This window comes from Candidatus Cloacimonadota bacterium (assembly GCA_011372345.1).
Lineage (GTDB): Bacteria > Cloacimonadota > Cloacimonadia > Cloacimonadales > TCS61 > DRTC01.
Genome location: DRTC01000343.1, coordinates 1 through 20,775, shown reverse-complemented (window position 1 = coordinate 20,775; position 20,775 = coordinate 1). Strand labels below are relative to the sequence as shown.

At 37.1% G+C, this 20,775-nt stretch carries 16 protein-coding genes; 4 read left to right on the top strand and 12 right to left on the bottom strand.

What is annotated here, in order from left to right; translation table 11 throughout:
* A partial coding sequence (locus ENL20_06620) for a hypothetical protein (GenBank protein HHE38229.1) occupies positions 1-621 on the top strand: 621 nt, incomplete at its 5' end.
* 271 nt (positions 622-892) lie between these two features.
* A complete protein-coding gene (locus ENL20_06615; protein ID HHE38228.1) occupies positions 893-1,189 on the top strand; it encodes an integration host factor subunit beta in 297 nt (98 codons plus the stop codon).
* 167 nt (positions 1,190-1,356) lie between these two features.
* Here ENL20_06615 and ENL20_06610 read toward each other — a convergent pair whose 3' ends face one another.
* The 12 genes from ENL20_06610 to ENL20_06555 all read right to left on the bottom strand — a co-directional run bounded on the left by ENL20_06610 (position 1,357) and on the right by ENL20_06555 (position 17,629).
* The gene (locus ENL20_06610) at positions 1,357-1,770 is read right to left on the bottom strand and encodes a DUF523 domain-containing protein (GenBank protein HHE38227.1); all 414 of its coding nucleotides are present in this window, start codon (positions 1,768-1,770) and stop codon (positions 1,357-1,359) included.
* Positions 1,771-1,778: 8 nt separating this feature from the next.
* Positions 1,779-2,729, bottom strand: coding sequence for a homoserine kinase (locus ENL20_06605; GenBank protein ID HHE38226.1), 951 nt, complete (start codon positions 2,727-2,729; stop codon positions 1,779-1,781).
* Positions 2,693-3,571 carry a 4-hydroxy-tetrahydrodipicolinate synthase gene (gene dapA, locus ENL20_06600; protein HHE38225.1) on the bottom strand — a complete coding sequence of 293 codons (879 nt, stop codon included), beginning with the start codon at positions 3,569-3,571 and terminating at the stop codon, positions 2,693-2,695. The genes ENL20_06605 and dapA overlap by 37 nt, the downstream gene beginning before the upstream one ends.
* Before the next feature lie 21 nt (positions 3,572-3,592).
* On the bottom strand, positions 3,593-5,359 hold the full coding sequence (locus ENL20_06595; GenBank protein HHE38224.1) for a hypothetical protein: 1,767 nt from the start codon (positions 5,357-5,359) through the stop codon (positions 3,593-3,595).
* A 251-nt stretch (positions 5,360-5,610) separates the two neighbouring features.
* Positions 5,611-6,621, bottom strand: a complete 1,011-nt coding sequence (locus tag ENL20_06590) for a homoserine dehydrogenase (protein ID HHE38223.1) — start codon at positions 6,619-6,621, stop codon at positions 5,611-5,613.
* A gap of 329 nt (positions 6,622-6,950) precedes the next feature.
* On the bottom strand, positions 6,951-8,165 hold the full coding sequence (locus ENL20_06585; protein ID HHE38222.1) for a PLP-dependent aminotransferase family protein: 1,215 nt from the start codon (positions 8,163-8,165) through the stop codon (positions 6,951-6,953).
* Between the two features lie 152 nt (positions 8,166-8,317).
* Positions 8,318-9,625 carry a transcriptional regulator gene (locus ENL20_06580; GenBank protein ID HHE38221.1) on the bottom strand — a complete coding sequence of 436 codons (1,308 nt, stop codon included), beginning with the start codon at positions 9,623-9,625 and terminating at the stop codon, positions 8,318-8,320.
* Positions 9,626-9,761: 136 nt separating this feature from the next.
* Positions 9,762-11,006 (bottom strand): hypothetical protein, encoded by a 1,245-nt coding sequence (locus tag ENL20_06575; GenBank protein HHE38220.1) that lies wholly within the window; start codon positions 11,004-11,006, stop codon positions 9,762-9,764.
* Positions 11,007-11,059: 53 nt separating this feature from the next.
* Positions 11,060-13,660 carry a DNA mismatch repair protein MutS gene (mutS, locus tag ENL20_06570; GenBank protein HHE38219.1) on the bottom strand — a complete coding sequence of 867 codons (2,601 nt, stop codon included), beginning with the start codon at positions 13,658-13,660 and terminating at the stop codon, positions 11,060-11,062.
* Positions 13,661-13,953: 293 nt separating this feature from the next.
* Positions 13,954-14,901, bottom strand: coding sequence for an SPOR domain-containing protein (locus ENL20_06565; GenBank protein ID HHE38218.1), 948 nt, complete (start codon positions 14,899-14,901; stop codon positions 13,954-13,956).
* Positions 14,898-16,262 (bottom strand): U32 family peptidase, encoded by a 1,365-nt coding sequence (locus tag ENL20_06560; protein HHE38217.1) that lies wholly within the window; start codon positions 16,260-16,262, stop codon positions 14,898-14,900. Before ENL20_06560 ends, ENL20_06565 begins: the two co-directional genes overlap by 4 nt.
* A 98-nt stretch (positions 16,263-16,360) precedes the next feature.
* Positions 16,361-17,629, bottom strand: coding sequence for a transcription termination factor Rho (locus ENL20_06555; protein HHE38216.1), 1,269 nt, complete (start codon positions 17,627-17,629; stop codon positions 16,361-16,363).
* A gap of 335 nt (positions 17,630-17,964) precedes the next feature.
* Between ENL20_06555 and ENL20_06550 the strand changes: the two genes are divergently transcribed.
* Together ENL20_06550 and ENL20_06545 are read left to right on the top strand one after the other, a co-directional pair.
* Positions 17,965-18,291, top strand: a complete 327-nt coding sequence (locus ENL20_06550) for an ArsR family transcriptional regulator (protein HHE38215.1) — start codon at positions 17,965-17,967, stop codon at positions 18,289-18,291.
* Positions 18,292-18,306: 15 nt separating this feature from the next.
* The gene (locus ENL20_06545) at positions 18,307-20,706 is read left to right on the top strand and encodes a TonB-dependent receptor (GenBank protein ID HHE38214.1); all 2,400 of its coding nucleotides are present in this window, start codon (positions 18,307-18,309) and stop codon (positions 20,704-20,706) included.
* Positions 20,707-20,775: the final 69 nt, after the last annotated feature.

The following is a 20,775-nucleotide window of genomic DNA, read 5'->3' as shown; positions in this document are numbered from 1 at the left end:
CCGAAAGTTCTTAATGGAGATGCCGGTTTTATTACGGGTAAGACTATCCTTTCTTCCGAATCGAAAGGTATAGATTTGAAGGGACCTGTTTCCGGTCGATCTCAAGATATAGAAAAATATGATGAGAAATCTCGGACTTTGGACATCACGGAATTTTCTGTGGAAATCGATAATGAATCCAATGAACTTACAGTAATAAATTGTCCAAACGGTCAAACACCAATCGATCAAAAACGAAGTGATAAGACCGGCAAATTATTAGTTCATTTTTCTCCTGAAATTTGTTCTGCTTGTCCGTTTCAGGAACGCTGTCCGGTCACGAAAGGTAAGAAAGTGAACACTTTAACTGTAAGTGAAGAGCAATATGCCGGAGCAAAGCGTCATCAGGAATATATGACAAATCCCGCATATCGTAAATCTTGTGCCATCAGGTCAGGTGCGGAAAGTTTGGTTAATGAAGTAGCGAATGGTCATGGTTGCCGCAAGTCGAGACACCGGAGTGAAAAACGCTCGCGTTTGCGGCTTTTCTTTGGTATCATCAGTTGTAATGTAAAACGCTTTATGCGTTATTGGGCAAGTAGTGCCCACAATCAGGTAGAATTAACACCGGTTAGCCCTTAATAGGGTTAATTTTTGTTTTTTTTATTTTTTTGGGCAGGATATCCCCTTAAATTTAGGTAAAAATGGGAAAAATAATTCAACGAGAAAATAAAATGAGATCAAGCAATAAAATTCTATGAATGATGGACTTTTTTGAAATTGGATTAATCAACAGACTCATATATAGCCTTTCAAAGTGTAAGATACTGTTTTTCTATTAGTTACGGAAAAAGTGCTTGACAGGATAAAGCGGTTTTTAAATTGAGGGCAAAAAATAAGGGAGAAATATATTATGACAAAAGCAGATTTAGTTAGATTAGTTTCTGCGGAAACAGGTATTATACGCAAAGATGTAGCTCTGGCAGTCGATGCTTTTTTAGAATCAATCAAAGATTCTATGAAAGATGGAAAACACATTGAAATTAGAGGATTCGGTACATTCAAATTAAAACTTCGCAAAGAAAGAATTGGTAGAAATCCCAAAACAGAAGAAAAAGTAACTGTTCCTAAAAGAGTAGTTCCAACTTTTAAATTTTCAAGAGCTTTCAAAGACGATGTAAATGAATCTAACAAAAGTATTCTCAAATAGAAAGTTGGAGGTTTAATGCCCTGCGGGAAAAAGAAAAAAAGATACAAGATCAGTAATCACAAACGAAAAAAAAGACTGCGTAAAAACAGGCATAAGAAGAAAAAATAATCAGAAGCTAAATTTTAGGATGAAAAACTAAAACCTGCTGTCAATAAAACAGCAGGTTTTTATATATCGTTTTCAGTTATAACTCTGATATTATGCTTTTCCAGAATTCGAGTACAAATTCCTTTACCGTCTGTTAATTTGCCGGAAAAAGTGCCATCATATATTTTCCCGGAACCACAGGAAGGTGAATTTGATTTGAAGATCGCTTTTTGACAACTCACCAGTTTTGCGATCTTCAAAGTTTCCAAAGCACCTCTTAAAAAGAATTCGGTAACATCCTCTCCATTTTCATTCAGTATTTTATCACCGATAATTTCTGCTGGAATGCGGGGAGTTGATAATCCGCCTAATTGTTCCGGGCAAACCGGAATGGCATTTCCTTCTTCAACTAATTTAATGATTTTCGGATGAAAATTATTTTCACCATCATATCTGCAATTTATTCCGGCTAAACAAGCGCTGACAATAATCATATCTTCATTCAGGAAATTTCTGTAACTCCAAGGTTACTGACTTTTGTTTTGATGATTTTTATGAAATTAGGATTTCCTGATAATTCTTTCTCCATTATTTGAGCGATTTTATTTATTTGATTCTCCATGCAAATCGCAAAAACCGAAGAACCTCCTCCGCTGATATTTACTCCAAAAGCACCGTAATCGAGAAGTTCATCTTTTATCCGATAGTAATTCGGGATAGCAGCACTCCTGACCGGTTCAGCAACATAATCCATATTGATAGCTTTACCAAATTCTTCGATATTTCTGGTGTAAATGGAATTAATTACAGCAGAACAATGAGCTATTTGCTCCTTTAGTTTGGATTCTCCAATATCGTATGAAATGAATCCTCTCGTTGTTCGCTGGCTTTTTCTAATAACCGCAAGCACGACCGGAAACTCCGGTATATTCAGTTTCAGAACATTGATCGGATCATAACTTTTGACCAGAATAAAGCCACCTAAGAGAGCAGCTGCGACATTATCAGCGTGCGGAAAACCTCCGGAGGCAACTTCACCAAAACGAGCAATATCTATCATCTCATTATTGGAAATGTCTAGATCCAGGATTTTATTCAAACCAGAAACGCAGGCTGAAGCAGACGCTCCTGTCGTTCCCAAACCGCATCCGGAAGGCATTTTTTTGATGATTTGAAGATCTATTCCCTGCCTGATCTTTTTTCTTTTAAGAAGTTCCTGAATGGCAATTCCGGCTGTGTTATCGTTTGGATTTAAGGGAATATCCTGCTTTTCACCAGATAACTTAATTTTAATTTTTCCTGAATCATTAAGTTTGAGTTTTATCTCATCATAAGGTTCTTCCAAAGCTATAGCAAAGATATCATAACCAGGACCAACATTAGCAGTTGTTGCTGGGGCTCTAAGATGGATTTCTCTCAAATTAATCCTCTCTTTTTCATTATAAATCTTAATTTTTCCGTCTTCGCTTCACTAAGTTCAGTAAGTGGTAATCTCAAACTTCCGGCAGGAAGATTCATCAAATTCAAGGCTTTTTTGGCAGCCATCGGATTTGTTTCAAAACGAATCGCTTCAAATAAGTCATAATAATCGAGATGTAATTTCTTTGCTTTTTCCAGTTCTCCATTGAAAGCAAACTCAAGCATATCCTTCATAACTTTTGGAACAACATTTCCGGAAACTGTAAAAGAACCACTTCCTCCAAAACAAACAAGTGGATAAGCTGTCGTATCTTTTCCGGTAAAAACATCAAAATCCTCATCTTTAGTAAGATAGATAACTTTTGCCAGATGATCGAGTTTCTTGTTCCCGTCTTTTATCCCGGCAATATTCGGATGTTGAGCAAGTTTCGCTGTTGTTTCCGGTGACATGTTAATACCGGTTCTTCCTTCCGCATTATGCATCACGATCGGAATTTCCGAAGCATCTGCGAGCTGCTCATAAAACTTGATCACTCCATCCGGTTTGGGAAGAACGAAAAAGGGAGAATAAGCACAAATATAGTCTGCTCCCAGATCGTTAAATCGCTTGGTTCTCTCGATCGCTTTCCACAAACTCATCACGCAAAGATCGGGAACGATCAAGGCTTTTCCTTTTGCTTCTTTGACGATTATTTCTAATACTCGATTAACTTCCTCATCTGTTAAAAGAGTGTTTTCTCCTGTTACTCCCAGAGGAGCGATTCCGTTAATTCCTGCTTCTAATTGTTTTTGAACCAGGATTTTCAAGCCTGCTTCATCCAAAGACAAATCTTTTTTGAATGGCGTTATTAGTAATGTATATGCACCTTTTTGCATTTTGTTTCTCCTTTTTTCTATTTAAAGCCCAAATTTATTCAAAGTTTCTTCCGTCGGTTCACCCATTTCATTCCATTCGCGAATTTCATAAACTTTTTGGATCAAACTTTTGAAAAATTCTTTATCCAAAACTTTTCCTTTCATAAATCCGGAAGGAGCGATTTCTTTGAAGAATCTTTCCGGTAGGACATCATCTGTAAATTTTCGTCCGTTTCGTAAATTATATCTGCGAGCGAGATGTGTGATCTTTCTGCCGACTTCTTTCAGAGATTCTTCTGTAAAATTCAAGCCGGCTGCAGCATTCAAAAGCGGTGCCATTCTATCCAAACCGAGTGGAACAAAATCACAGATCACCAGACTATTGCGAGTATTGATCTCATCCTGACCATCGACAACAGTCTGGGGAATATCCTCGATCTTGAAATCCGGTCCCATTTCTGCTTCCGTGCACCAGAGTCTCGTATGACTTGCAAAATCAGAAACCGAAACCGAAACTCCCATGGTCAAACAACCGAGTGGATTAACTCCAGAAATCTCCATTCCGAAAATGTTGATAGCAAATTCTTCACTTCCTTTCCCAATTTTTTGAGATGCAATTCTGCTTCCATCAGCAAAGACAGCTCCTACTCCTTCTCTTTTTACCATTAATTTGAGAAATTCCTGTTGAGCTTTGGAATTTCCCCATTTCAAATCCAATCCGTTCCAATCATCAAGCAGACCTTTTTCAAAACATTCCATGGCAAAGGAGCAGGTAACTCCTGCACTGATCGTATCGAAACCGAGGTCATTGCAGATTTCATTCGAGATCGTTATTTCTTTTATGTCGGAAATTTCACAACCGGAGCCGAGAAAAGCAGTTGTTTCGTATTCCGGTCCTTCGATTTCGTGTCCGTCCCATCTTGCCCATTTGGAACAGCGAATTGCACAATTGAAACAGCTGGTATCTTCCCAGTTCAATACTTTCCTGGCAGTTTCGGAAGTGATTCCTTCGAACTCGTCGTATGTGCATTTCTGGAAGTTTTTTGTTGGAAGATATTCATTTTCCTGTCCGCTGCGCACGCATTTCATGGTCCCTTTTACTCGTCTGAATTTTATCCCGTCATTATCGAGAATATCCTTTGTGAACTTGGAATTGATCTGTTTGAATTTTTCTTCATCAAAATATTTGATAGGAACATCTCCATCCACAACGATTGCTTTTAATTTCTTTGAACCCATTACAGCTCCAAGTCCTCCTCTTCCGAATTGACGATGTTTATCAATGCCAATGCAGGCGATTTTGGAAAGATTTTCTCCGGCTGGTCCGATGGCAGCGACTCTCGGATCTTTCCCCGGATGAAGTTCCATTAATTTATCATTAGTATGGAAGATTCCTTTTCCCCAAAATTCGGAACCATCTTTGATCTCGATTTTATCTTCAAAAATATATAGATAAACCGGTTTTTCAGACTTCCCGGTAACGATCAAATAATCATAGCCTGCTCGTTTCAAAGCTGGACCAAAATTCCCGCCGCAATGACAATCGTGAATTGAACCAGTTAAAGGAGATTTGCTCACTAAAGTTGATCTGGCACTGGTTTGTATTTTTGTTCCGGTGAAAGGACCGTTGACAAAGATCAACGGATTTTCCGATGAGAAAGGTTCGGGCTTGGGAGCTAATTTTTCTAATAATGCAAAACCGAGTCCTTTTCCTCCGATATATTTTTCTAATAAAGACTTATCCGTTTTTCCGGTTTTATATTTTCCGGTTGATAAATCGATTTGCAGCCATTTTCCTGTGTATGACATTTATTTTTCCTCCAAAATTATTTTCTAACTCACCCTCGTTCCCTCTCTTGAAAAGAGAGGGATGATTCAATTTCCCTTTTTAGGGGAGAATTAAAGAGGATTCAAGAAAAGGGATTATCAGATGAGTTGAATAACCTGCTTAAAGCCTTTCCAAAACAACCATTTTGAGATCCTTCGTGAGAAAAGCAGGAAGAAAATTCAGAATGGCAAATTATATTTTTCGGTATTCTTCAGTGCTTTTCAGTGTTTAATTACCCTCGATGAATACTCAAAATATCAGTTAAAATTGAAAAACCGGTTTCGATTCTACCAGCTCCGGGACCAACGATCGTTACATCTCCCAAAAGGTCTGTTGTAAATGTCAGGGCGTTTGTTGCTCCCATCACACCTGCCAGGGGATGTGAAAGATCGACCATTTCCGGTGCAACAGATCCAATCACTTTTCCATCCTTCTTCTCAACAGAACCGATCAATTTCCAACGAGTATTATTATCTTTTGCTTTTTGGATGTCATCGGAAGTTATTTTTGTGATTCCTTCACAGGAAACATCGGAAATATCCAGTTCTGCCCCCATCACGATATTTGCCAGGATCGTTACTTTTCCGCGGGCATCATGACCTTCAACATCTCCAGTTGGATCTGCTTCCGCATAACCAAGTTCCTGGGCAACTTTCAGAACTTCGTCATAATCCATACCTTTTTCCATCTCGGAGAGCATATAATTTGTAGTTCCGTTCAGAATACCGCGAATTTTGGAAATTTCACAACCTGCAAGCGGTCCGTCCGTTAAGTTAATAACCGGAGTTCCGGCACAGACAGTTCCTTCGATCAGAAATTTTACACCATTTGCATCTGCAATTTTTTTCATTTCAGGATATTTCAATGCTGCTGGTCCTTTATTGCTGGTTACGACATTTTTCCCTGATTCAAGGGCAACACGGCAATGCTCTATTGCAGGTCCGCCTGTATTCAAATCTGTAAAAGTAAGTTCGCAAAGAACATCAGCATTACAATTTTTGATGAGTTCAAGATTATCCCAATCGACCACATCATTACTGAATTTTTTCTTTGCTTTTACTTCTTCCAGCATAGAAGGAATGTCCAATCCATCAGGATTATAAACATTTCCATAAGCAAAGTCGGCAACTGCTACGATCTCAAAATCGAAATCGTATTTTTCCTTTAGATAATTTTTCTTTTCTAACAGGATCTCACATATTCCCTGTCCAACTGTTCCAAAACCTAATAAGGCTAATTTCATTTAATTTTCTCCTTTTTTACCACGAAGTCACTAATGCACAAAGAATCACAAATCCTATGCAACTTGATGACTTTATGTGTTTATTTTACTTTTTTTTTACTCATTCCCAAATTTCATTAGGGAATGCAATTGTTTGAAAAGTTTTACTTTAATCTATTCTTTTTTGGAAAAAAATCGAAATGGAATTTCTAATCCAGTTATGTTCCCAAATGAAATTTGGGAACAAGTATGAACAAGCAGTTTTCATCCCATTCAAAGATCGAATTTTTTATAATGTTCAATCCTTATCCTTTCTTATCGGTCCGATCCGTTAATCCGTGAGCTATTTTTTATAATTTGCTTTTAATGCACTTTGATAGTCGCTTCACTGCTTCTGCGAGTTGTTCTTTGGAAGCGAATGAAAAATTTATCCTCATGTGATTTTTCGCGGGATTTTCACCATAAAAAGTGTTTCCGGGAACAAACGCAACCTTAAATTTCATTGCTTCATAAAATAGCTCGTAAGTATCTATGTGTTCGGGAACAGTAACCCAGAGGAAAAGTCCGCCTTCCGGTTTTGTCCATGAAACTCCCATTTCGGAAGGAAAATATTTCTTCATGGTCTGTAGGAATACATTCAACTTTTCACGATAGTAATTTTTACATTTTTCAATATGAGATTCAAAATCCATTTCTGTAAGGAAAGCTGTGCACATATCCTGGTTGTATTTCGGTGTATTGAGGACATTTCCTTCTTTGATATTTGTCATTCTATCTATTACATCTTTGGGTCCGATATTAAAACCAACCCGAATTCCGGGACAGAACAATTTGGAAAATGTGTAAAGACCAATTACATGACCACCTTCTCTTTTTTGGTCTAATCCGTAAATCGACGGAATCGTTTCTCCACGATAACGCAAATCCCTGTATGGACTATCTTCAATGATCGGGATGTCAAATTCGTAACTTAAATCCAAGAGCGCTTCTCTTTTTTTTAGACTCATTGTTATGCCGGATGGATTCTGGAAATCGGGAATAACATACATAAATTTCGGTTTTTTATTCTTCAATTCCTCGAGTTTCTTTTTATAGGATTTGACATCCGGACCGTCTTCTTCGATGTCTATCCCGATAAATTCCGGTCTCTGCAATTGGAAGGCAACAATTGCACCGGCAAAGGTCGGTCTGTCAATCATTACAATATCACCAGGATTAATAAAAAGTCTTCCCAGAATATCCAATCCGTGCTGTCCGGAAGAAGTGATAACAATATTTTCTTCCGAAACATTAATATTATCTCTTTTTAGAAATTTGATAATTGCTTTTATCAGGTCGCTTTCACCTTTGATGTTCGTATATTGCATAATTGTTTCAATATTTTCCATAAGACGATTTTGCGAAGCTGTCCGCATCCCATTTTTAAGAAACATTTCAGGTGAAGGCAGTCCACCTGCCAGAGAGATTATTTCCGGATCACTTAAAAGAGCGAAAAGCTTACCTATTGAATATCCGCCATAATCTTTTAAATTATCAGAAAATCTTGATTGCCAGTTTTTGATCATTGATTCATCTCCTTTTTTTAGATTTTATACATTTACGAGTTGATTATGGCACGCATAAAAACAACTCAAAGTTTGATTATCAGTGGAATTTATCACTTTTTTTATTATTAATGGCACGAAAAATGGCATGCATATGGCACGAACAGAGTCGATTACTTTTTGAGAATATAATAAACTGATTTTCCGTCTCCAATTCTTATTAAAAATCCTTTATCGATCAAATCGTTTAAGTCTCTGATTGAAGTTCGAGTAGATGTTTCGTTAATTTTTTGATAAATTTTAGTTGATATTCGTCCTTCTTTTTTTAGATATCCGACTGTTTTCTTTTGCCTTTCATTCAAGTTCCTTATATCAGGTAGTTCTATCCTTTTATTAAACTGCAGGATAAAACCGGAATCGTCAGTTGAGATCAAAGGATCAGGTAATTCCTGCTCTTTGAAGGCATTTTTGATGCGTTCGAATCCGGAACCGTATTCTTCCACAAAACCTGCCAGGTAGAAAACATTCATGATCAAAGGATTTCTGGCAATGGAAGGATGAATCCCATGCAGTTTCTCGACGGTCAATTCTTCCGGTAGAATCCCGGGATTGTAAAACCAGATGAAATTATCGAAGACCTTGATCTGAATTTGAATATTGGATTTGAAATAATCCCGGTGAATGATTGCATTAAACAATGCTTCCCTGATCGCAGGCAACGGGTAATCCCAGATTTCTTTTCTTTGGAACGAATCCTTGATTTCATATCTTACATTGATGAATTGCTTGATCGTATTTTCAGATTCTTCTGCAATTTTAAATAGATTTCCCCCAATCTTTCTATCACTGATAATGGATGCTTGGTCTTTAAAACGACCGATCCGAACAACCACATTGACGAAATGTTTTTGGGGATTTTTCCCGAACAAAATAATTGCCGCATTTGTGATCTTATCGGAATCGCTTAATTTCAATTTTTCGAGAATGTCTTTAGGATTTTCCCATTCGCTGGCGGAACTCAACCTGCCGTTATTGATCGCTAATCGCACAAATTTCCTGATCGTTTCTTCATCAATTTCATCATATGAATAGTCTTCAGTGTAACTGTCCCAATTCGAACCTTTAATGAAGAATTCCCGCAATTCATCATCTTTCATCAACCTGGTAGTACTTGCAATCCGGATGTAATATTTTCCTTGAAATGAGATTGGCTGATTGGATTTCCTGACATTGATCTTCAGAATTGTTTTATCATCAATATCTGACATTCTCATTTCAGGATGAATTCCTAACAATTTAATGACTCGATTTGTGAAATCCTCGAATTCCAGGTTCGTGATGCTAATACCTTTGATTTCCTCCCTTTTTGATATTCCAACAATTATTTCTCCACCTTTTGTATTAGCAAAAGCAGAAATTGTTTTAAAGATTCCTTCGTTGAGTTTTTCTTTATATTCACATGTTTGGGATTCTGGTTTCATGTATCTAAATCAGCAATATATTAACTCTTAACAGTTTTATGCAATTCTTTTAAGAACAAATAATCTGCTTGATCTTTATGACGCAAGGTTTCCTTCTTCATCTAATTTTCTGATTCAACCAATTAAACCGATTCAATTAATACGAACTCCCGCCAAAAACTGCTTTGATCCCTTTTTTCATCATATTTCTTCCATCTCTTGAAGCCTGCATAGCTTTATAAAAAATTACATCACCGATCTTTTCTGCATTTGCATTTCGTTCATCTTCAGGAAGGAAATATGCTTCCATCGTATCCATTTCGCGAGCAGTTCCATCGCTTTCATATTTATAGGTCATATCTGTTCCGCTTTCGAGAACTTTATACATATTTTCAGTCCAATTAAAACCGGCAATTCCCAGATCAGGATTGATATAAATATGAGCAGCCAGACTGACACCTTTGATCCCGCTTTCCTTCAGTTCTTTTGCACATTGAATGAAGTTTTCAGGACTCACTCCATTACCGATATTTATCTCATATAAGGAAGAAGTCATATCATCACGAATGTATTCTTTCATTATATTGAGGAGCATTCGGAATTGCATCAGGTTTTGAGTTGCGAGCAGCATCGAAATCTTAATATGAAGATTTGGAATATCACGACCATAATAACAAACTGCAACAATCGTGCTCCAGCTTGGATTCAGGAAGAAATCTGCTCCATTTGCCAGAGCCGTTCTGGTAATTCCATCTAAATAGACAAGATGATTATCATTTGCACACTCGATCCCTCCGAAATTTCCAAAAAAAGTTCCCTGGTTTTTCAAGATAAGGTTGGATAAACCATTTCCGGCATCTGCTCTCTCAAATTTTTTTCCTGTGATTTTTTCCAATTCTACGAATCGTTTTTCAGGTTGAGGAGTGCCGATCAGGTTCGTGCTGCAGAATTTTGAACCTTTCATGATGTTTTCTGCCATGGTCAGAGTTGCCATCAAATCACCATTATAAACATAATTGTCAGTAAGAGCCACAACTGATATGAATTCAGACGGGACATAACAAGGTTCATTAGTATTTGCACTTTCTGCAATTCTTTTCATGGCATGATGAGTTACTTTTGCTCCCTGCCAACCGGAAACTTGAGCTGTAGCAACACCAAACTTATCGTTAAATTTGATGTTATTTTCCTTTTCATAATCTCCGACTTTAGCAAATTTTTTAACCAATTCTTCTGCTTCCTCGATCATTTTTCCATAACCTTTGTTGGCGAGAATTTTTTTTCTGGTTTCAAAATCTCTCATCTCTTTGATCGTCTTGACGATGTGTTCTGCACCGCCGTGAAATTCTTTCAAAGCATCGATTGCTTTCAGATCTGCATCTGATAATAATTTGAAATGCATTGTTCCTCCTATTTTATAAATTTGCCAAATTTCAAAAATTTGGCAAGTTTTCACTACAATTTCTCCTGCAACTCAAACAATTTCTGAATCGCCTGCATGGGAGTCAAGTTCTCTATGTCGAGTTTTTTAATTTCCTCTAAAATCTCGTTTTTCTTTTCTGCTTTATCGATGATGGCATCGAAAATATCGAGCTGCCCGGATTCTCGAAATAGCTGCTTTTTTGCCTTAGCAGTTAAGCCTTGAGGACTTAATTCATGTTCTTCGAGATTGGATAAAATCTCTTTTGCCCGTTTGATCACTTTTTTAGGAATTCCAGCAAGTCTTGCCACTTGAATTCCATAGCTCTGGTCAGCACTTCCCCGTTCGATCTTCCTGATAAAGATGATCTTGTCATTCCATTCTTTCACGGCAATATTAAAATTCTTAACTCCAGGCAGGATATTTTCCAGTTCTGTCAGTTCGTGATAATGAGTAGCAAACAAAGTTTTCGCAGAAATTTTCGGATTATTATGAATATGCTCGACAATAGACCAGGCGAGACTCAATCCATCAAAAGTGCTTGTTCCTCTCCCAATTTCGTCGAGAAGTATAAGAGATTTTGGTGTTGCTGTATTTAGAATATTGGCAGTTTCGATCATTTCCACGAGGAAAGTGCTTTGTCCCATTGCCAGATTATCGGATGCTCCAACTCGTGTAAAAATTTTATCGAAGATGGGAAGATCAGCAGATTCGGCTGGCACGAAACTTCCCATTTGAGCCATAATCGCGATCAAACCAATCTGCCGCAGATAAGTCGATTTTCCTGCCATATTCGGTCCGGTGATTAAAGCAATCTTGTTTTCTTTGTCATCAAGGTCAACATTATTGGGAATGAATTCTTCATTTTCCAATAATTTCTCAATAACCGGATGCCGACATTCTCTTATCTTTACAATTCCTTCCTCGTTAAAAGAAGGTTTCTTATAATTATTCTGATAGGCAATAAAAGCCAGATTGGAAAGCACATCGAGATTAGCGACAACATCCACAAAATGCTGCATCAATTCTACTTTTTGGAAAAGTTGTTCCCTGATTTTCTGGAAAAGTTCATACTCCAGATTTTTTATCCGTTCTTCCGCTCCCAGAACTTTTGATTCGTATTCCTTCAGTTGAGGGCTGATGAAACGCTCTGAATTGACCAGTGTTTGTTTTGGAATATAATATTCAGGTACTTTATTTTTATGAGAATTTGTAACCTCAATATAATATCCAAATACGCGATTATAATTGACTTTCAGGTTTGGAATACCGGTTTTTTTGCGTTCGTATTGCTCAAGTTTTGCGATCCAGCCTTTTCCGCTTTTACTGATCTCTCTTAATTCATCGAGATATTCATTATAACCGTCTTTGATGATATTTCCATCGGTAATCAGGAGAGGAGGATTTTCAATAATGGAATTTTCAATTGTCTGAATTATTTTGGAGTAATCTCCGATTTTTTCCTGCCAGAATCTGATGAAATCATTATCGAATTCATTCAGGATTTCTAATAATAAAGGTGCAACCGACAGGTAATTTTTCAAAGCGATCAGATCGCGGGGATTGACTCGCAGAGTTCCAACCTTACTGATCAACCTGCTCAAATCACCAATTGTATCGAGAAGTGTTCGCAAGTCATTCGTGTATGGAATATTATCTTTAAAAGATTCGACAGCAGATAACCGATCTTCGATCTTTTGTTTATCGATCAATGGATTCAGCATCCAATCTGTCAGTTTTCTTGCTCCCATCGGAGTTTGAGTTTTGTCCAAGATCGAGATCAGAGTACCGAAACGAGTCTGGAAACGCATGGATTTTGTCAATTCCAGGTTGCGACGGGAAACTTCATCGAGTTGCAGAAAATCTTCCAGAAAATAATAACGAAGTTGATAAATGTGTTTCAGATTTTCATTTTTTAAAGAGCGAATATACGCAAGAGCAACTCCGGCAGCGGTGATTCCGAGAGGTTTATTAGTTGCTCCAAAACCTTCCAAAGTTGAGACATTAAAGTGATTTTTCAAGAGCCGTTCTGCTTCTTCACGGTCAAAATACCAACTTTCAAAAATAGTGAAGGTCGGTTCAAGTTCGAGATTCAGGTTTTTCAGTTCTGTTTCAATTTTCTCGTTCTCCACGATAATTTCCGAAGGTTTCAATCTCATAATTTCATTTTTGAGTTGTTCTTCATTAATTTCAGTAAAGAGGAAATCAGCGGTAGAAACATCGATCACGGAAAATCCGATTTTTTTATCTTTCTCGGTTTTGCAAATTGCTGCCAGGAAATTATTCTCGATCTTATCGATAAATTTCCCATCGATGATCGAACCCGGAGTGATGATATCGACCACATCTCTTTTGACCAGACCTTTTGCCAGTTTAGGATCTTCGATCTGTTCGCAGATAACTATTTTCAATCCGCTTTTTACTAATTTATCGAGATAATTATCAAGAGCGTGATAGGGAAATCCAGCTAGTGGAACCGGATTTTTCGCGTTTTTATCGCGAGTTGTAAGAGTAATTCCCAGAATTTTAGACGCAGTTCTGGCATCATCAAAAAAAGTTTCATAAAAATCACCCATCCGGAACAGCAGCAACTTGTCAGGATGCTGGTTCTTGATATCCATGAACTGTTTTAACATGGGTGTGAGTTTTGGTTTATCTGACATTTCTGCTGCTCACGGATTTGCACGGATTGAACGGAATTGATTGCTGCAAAAAGGCACAAAAGAGACAGAAAGAAATAGATATGTTCTTCTCATTTCCAAATTGTATTTGGGAATGCTGGTATTTGAAAAGTTTCATTTTGGTCCTTTTAGATATTGATAGAAAACTTTCGAAATATAATTTCTTTTACAAATGTGTTCCCAAATACAATTTGGGAACAAGTTGAGGATTTAATCACCACTCTTAAAAGTTTGTTTCTAATATCATTTTATCTCTTTATTTCAAAAGAGGTTATATTGTTTTCTGTCAGCATTTTCTTCGCCGTCTGCAATTCTTTCTTACCAGCAAACGGTCCGGCAGCAACAATATATAAAGTTTTTCCATTTTTTACTTTAGAAAAAATTTTTGCAGGTAATCCAAGTTCATTTATCGTTACCGAATGATTTCTGGCATTTTTTTCCAAGCTGAATGCTCCTGCCTGTAAATATGTCTTTAATTCAATGGAATTGGTTTCAGTGTTCTTTTCCTGCTTTACTTTGGAATTGATTGGTTCAATATTTTTCAAATCAATTTCGATCTTATTTTTTCTGGTGAGATTATTGATCTTGTCTTCTGCCAGATAACTGTATTGATCGTAAGGGAAATCCATCTTCAATTTTTTATATGAACGCAATGCATTTTCGTATTGACCCATTTGTTCATAACAAAAACCAAGTTTGTAGTGTAAAAGCGGGATGTGATTTTTAATATATTTGGAAGTTCTTAGGGATTCGAGAGTATTCAAAGCACGCTGGAAGATTTTATCATTCAGATAGGCTTCTGCAATTATAAAATATGCTTCTTCAATCATATTGAAATCATCCGATCCGAAGATAAAATTCTGGGCAGCGATAATTGCATTATCATTCTCATTATTTTTCAGGTATGCTTTTGCCATCCAGAATTCCTTATCCACGATTTCCGAATGATGGATCCTCTTCAGAAAAGACAGAGCATTTTCGTAATTCCTCTCTAATAATTCGACTTTTGCCAGTTCCAACAATGAAAGTTGCCCATAAAAATGATCGGTGTAATTTTCCGCCAGATATTCGAATGTGTTCATAAAATCTTTTTCCTTGATTTTTGATTTTGCCTGTAAGAAAATCTCTTCCGGATTTTCATCAGCAAAAAGAGAGAAACCGATAAAAAATAATAGTAGAAATAAATAAGTTTTCATAATTTTGTATCACTACTGTCACGATGGAAAATTTCAGTATCACCACCGTCCCGGTGGTCTTCTTTTTTCTGTTCTGCAGGAAAATCATTTTTATCCATATTTCCCATCGGGACGATGGGGTTACAGATTCTTTTCCTAACAATTCCATGATCTAAACCTTCAAGGTTTTTGAAACCTTGAAGGTTTTTGAAAAGGTTTTTGAAACCTTGAAGGTTTATCTTTGCAACTGTATTGGGCTTGGAAGAATCTATTGGTTCGTTTTCTTCATTATAAATACTTTTTACCAAGATACTTATATCGCTTTTCCTATCCGGAAAGATGATCTCGATCTCTTCTCCTACACTGAATTTTGCTTTGCAATTGATTTCCAAAAAAGAGTCCGTAACATCGGCAATCTCACCGATGAACTGGTAATTTCTAATGTAGGAAGATGAATCGTAATTTTGGGTATAGGAAGAATCAAATTGATCAAAAAAGGCTTCCGAATAGATTCGATGGCTGACTTTATCAAGTTCTGCATTCAAATCATTTGATGGAATTTGTCCTTCCTCGATCAAATCCAATGCTTCCCGATAAATTCTGGTCAGATTCGCAACATAATACATACTTTTCATCCGACCTTCGATCTTGATGCTGTCAATTCCTGCGTCTTTGATCTCTTCTAACCTATCGAATAAACACAGATCTTTGGAATTCAGGATGTAAGTTCCATGTTCATCTTCTTCGATCGGGAAAAACTGTCCGGGTCTTGTTTCTTCAGTAAGAGCATATTTCCAGCGGCAAGGTTGAGTACAATTTCCTCTATTTGCACTACGATCATTCAAGTATGAACTCAATAAACAGCGTCCCGAATAAGACATACACATCGCTCCGTGCACGAACATCTCCAGTTCTATTTCAGGAACTCTCTGCTTGATTTCTTTAATTTCCGTGATAGATAATTCCCTGGCTGAAATGATGCGTTTTGCACCTTGTTTGAGCCAGAATTCAGCAGTTTTCCAGGAGGTTACATTTGCTTGTGTACTGACATGAATCGGAATTTGAGGAGCATTTTCCTTAGCTAAAGCAAAAATTCCCGGATCGGAGATGATCACAGCATCGATCTTAATTTGTTCCAAAAAAAGTAAAAAATTTTTTATCTTTTTCAGATCGGAATTTTGGGCAAAGATATTAACAGTTACGAATATTTTTTTATTTTGGGAATGGCAGAATTTGACTGCTTCTTCTAATTCTTCATCAGATAGATTTGTGCTTTTTGCTCTTAATCCGAAATCTTTCCCGCTGCAATAAACAGCATCAGCTCCAAAATAAATTGCATATTGTAATTTTTGCAGACTTCCGGCAGGAGATAGTAATTCCATTTATTTACTCGAAAGATAAAAATAAATTCCTTCTAACTCCCCTTCATAAAGGGAGATATAAGAGGGATTTTCAATCTTACTAAATATTTTACTAAAACCTATTTACTCATTATTTGCAGGAGTTCCAGATTGTTTTTTGTTTTCAGCATTTTTGATCTAAGCAGTTCAATTCCCTGAATAGGGCTCATTCCTTTGAGGAATTTTCGTAAGATGAACATTCGATTTGCTTCTTCTTCTGTCAAAAGTAGTTCTTCCCTTCGTGTTCCGGATTTTACCAGATCGATCGCCGGATATAATCTTAAATCACTAATTGATCGATCTAAAACCAATTCCATATTTCCTGTTCCTTTAAATTCTTCAAAAATGACCTGATCCATTCGGCTTCCGGTATCGACAAGAGCTGTGGCAATAATTGTCAAACTTCCCTGTTCGAGCGTATTTCGAGCTGAACCGAAGAATTTTTTCGGACGATGGATAGAACTGGAATCCAGACCTCCGGAGAGAACTTTTCCGCTGGAAGGAGTGACCATATTATATGCTCTTGCTAATCTTGTAATACTATCGAGCATAATAACAACATCATGTCCCAGTTCGACCATGCGTTTGGCTTTGGCTAAAGCCATTTCTGCAACCTGAATATGGTTTCTGGGAGTTTCATCAAAAGTAGAACTGATCACTTCAGAATTTTCAGGGATCAGGATGTTTCTCATTTCTGTTACTTCTTCAGGTCGTTCATCAACGAGGAGAACAATGACATAAACTTCTTTATGGTTTGTCAAAACGGAATTCGCTATTTCCTGCATGATAACCGTCTTTCCTGTTCTCGGAGCTGCCACGATTATCCCTCTCTGTCCTTTTCCAATGGGAGTAAAAAGATTTATGATCCTGGTGGTGACATTTGTCGGTTTGGTTTCCAGATCCAGTTTTTCCTGCGGATAATAAGGTGTTAGTTTATCAAAGTACTTTGCTTCTCTGGCTAATTGCGGAGATTCCTTATTAATAGAATCGACTCTGATCAAAGCAAAGTATTTTTCTTCTTCTTTGGGTGCACGTACGGGACCGCAAACAACATGTCCTTTTTTCAGACCGAATTTTTTAATCTGGGAACTGGAGACATAAATATCGTTTCTACCATGCGTATAATTGTGATGTTTAAATCGTAAGAAACCATAACCATCGTCTGTTATCTCCAATACACCTTTGGCAAAAGCCAGACCTTCCTGCATTGCCTGCATTTCAAAGATCTTGTGGATCAATTCGTTTTTCTTCAGACCTTTATAATCCTCGATATCAAGCTCTTTTGCCATTTTTGTAAGTTGAGTTATAGTCAAATCAAAAAGACTGATTTCTTCTGTATTTTCTTCCATAATTGCTCCTTTTAAATTGTTATCCTTTCAATTGATCTTAAATGAAAGCAAAAGCAAAATCTTTTTTTATGATGCTGGTGTCAAGCAATTTATCTCGGGAATATTTTACTATAAAAAAGCACAAAAGGAATTACAAATCACTCAAATCAAATTCGTTTTTTCAACCAAAATAGAAATAAAAAAAACTCTGTCCGTCTATCGCCGTGATTCAAAAAAGAGTTAGAGGCAAAGAATCATAAGAGAATCTTGAGATAAAAATTAAACACAATAATGAAAAAAAGACTTTACAGGAAAATAAGTAAATAAGAATTTGCTTATATAGTTAAGGAGATGAGATGAATCGGTTTGAATTTATCGAGCACATGGCAGAAGTTTTTAAAGCTTTAAGCGATCCTAATCGTTTAATTATTATCAAATTGTTAGTCTCTACCGGGGATAAAGATCTTTGTGTAGCGGATTTGGCAAAAGCACTCGGTATTTCGCAACCTGCAGTTTCACAACATTTAAAAATATTGAAAAATGTGAAGGTTCTGGAATCTCAAAAAATTGGTTTTCATGTATATTATAAAGTAAACCTGGAAATTATGAATTCTCTAACCGAAAAAGTTGATAAATTACTTAATATGGCTCACGAAGAATGTCCGGAAAATGAAGTTTATTAATCAGGAGAAAAAAATATGAAGAAGAAGAACACGATTTTAACAATATCGTTAATGATTAGCATCTGCAACCTGTTCTCGATTTCTCAAACAGGAAATATCGCCGGTAGAACAACAGATGAACTAACCCAGAAACCAATCGAGAATGTTTCTATCTCGATAGATGGTGAAGTAAAAGGAGTTTGTGATAAAGAAGGAAAATATATCATCAAAAATATTCCTGTTGGATCACATCAGATCGATTATGCTCGGATTGGATACGAAACCCGTACTAAATTAAATTTTGTCGTTAAAGCAAATCAAACCGTTGTTTCCAATATCGAGATGAAAGTTCAGACTATTGTGATCGAAGGTATCTCGGTGACGGAAGAAGTATATTTCAGGGAAACATCCTCTGCTCCGGTCAGTTCCAAAACTCTAGATATCGAAGAGATCCGTTCCCAACCGTCCGGAGTTTACGATATTCAAAGATCGATCCAGGCGATCCCTGCCATTGTTTCCGGTTCGGATGCGGAAAACGAGATCATTGTGCGCGGAGGCAATTACGGTGAGAATCTTTTTATCCTGGACAATATCGAGATGCAGAATCCCAATCATTTTGCGTTTCCCGGTACCGGCGGAGGACCGATCAGTATTCTCACACCGGAGTTTGTAAAGGAAATAGATTTTTATGCAGGAGCATTTCCTGCCCGTTATGGAGATCGGGCATCTTCGGTTCTGGATATAACAACGAGAGATGGGAACGAAAACCGGTTTGAAGCAAAACTTGATGTGGGTATGGCTGGTTATGGTGGAAATTTTGAAGGACCTTTATTCTTCAAGAAAGGAAATTTCATTGTTTCATATCATCGCAGTTTTATGAGTCTGCTCAGTGAGAGTATTGGACTGACTGCAGTTCCCAATTATCATTCCATTTTTGCGAAACAGGTATATAATTTTTCTCCTTTTACGAAATTAACTATAAACCAGATTTGGGGAAATGACTGGATCGATATTCTCCATGAAGAAGGAACCTCCGGTTATTCTGCCGATGCCGGAGAAACCGATATTTATGCTCGATCAGGTCAATATACGCTCGGAGCAACTTTGAAAAATATTTATGATAAGAGCTATTCGTTGCTGACGGTTTTCAGAAATTATCACTGGTGGGATCAAAATTTATACGATGCAGGAACTAAAACCGAAGCAACCAGAACCTGGAAAGAAGATACTTACGAAGCTCATAATAAACTGAAATATTCTCATAACTTTCCCAAAACAAAACTGGGAAACTGGGAAGCAGGAATTTATACGAGCCTGGATGAAGCTTCCACCAATAAATTTATGAGACCGGACACAGTTTTTGCTTATAATCTTCAAACTGATGAGATTATTGATACCTTGGAAGTTTACACGATCAGTGAAAGCAACGAGATCAGCAGGAATATCTATCCCAAAAAGTATGGAACATATTTACAGTGGGAAGATTATTTTGGAAAATTTACTTTCAATGCGGGAGTTCGCTATGATCATTTTGATTATACAAAGGAAAGTTCGATCGCTCCCAGGTTCGGGGCAAAATATAAACTGACTAAAAATTCCAACTTGAGTTGCGGAGCAGGCAGGCAATTCCAGAATCCCGATTATTACACTCTTTCCTATAATGAAGAAAATAAGAACCTGAAACCGAAATACACAGACCAGGTCGTATTCGGGATCGATAAACTTTTTGCGGAAGATATTAAAGGAAGCATTGAAACTTATTACAAGAAATATTATGATGTTCCAACCGGAATTGGAGCAACAACCAGTGACACTCTCGATTGGTCAACCCAGCAGGTGAACAATGGAAAAGGTTATGCCAAAGGAGTGGAATTTTTTCTGCAGAAAAAGGTGAAAAATAATTTCTGGGGAACGATCAGTTATGCATATTCCATTGCCAATGCTTATGATCCGCGTGATCCAAACGGAGAAAAAGAATTCAGTTGGGATTTTGATTACCAGCATGTGTTTACAGGTATTCTCGGGTATAAACTGGAGTTCATGAAATTCGACTGGTATGAGAAACACCGTAAATGGATGAAATTTCTTGGTTGGACAGGACTCTTCCCATCTGATGAAACCGAAATTTCCGTTAAATACCGCTACCTCGGAGGAAAACCTTACACGGAAATGACCTATTACCCGGAATTGAAAAGATGGCTGCTTTCTGAAAATACTGAAATAAATGCTAACCGCTTTCCTGCTTATCAGCGTTTCGATCTGCATATCAAACACCGTTGGTTCGAGAGTAAGATCAATATCATCAGTTACCTGGAGATTGATAATATGTTCAATACGAAAAATATCTGGAGTTATAATTATCTTGATAGCGGGGAAGTGGAAGAAATTTATCAATGGGGAAGAATGATCATTGGCGGAGTGATGGTGGAGTTTTAGAAAGTATCTAATTTTTCTTCAAAAACAAGTTTTGAGAAAAGACCAATCTTCGATTGGGACACATTCTTG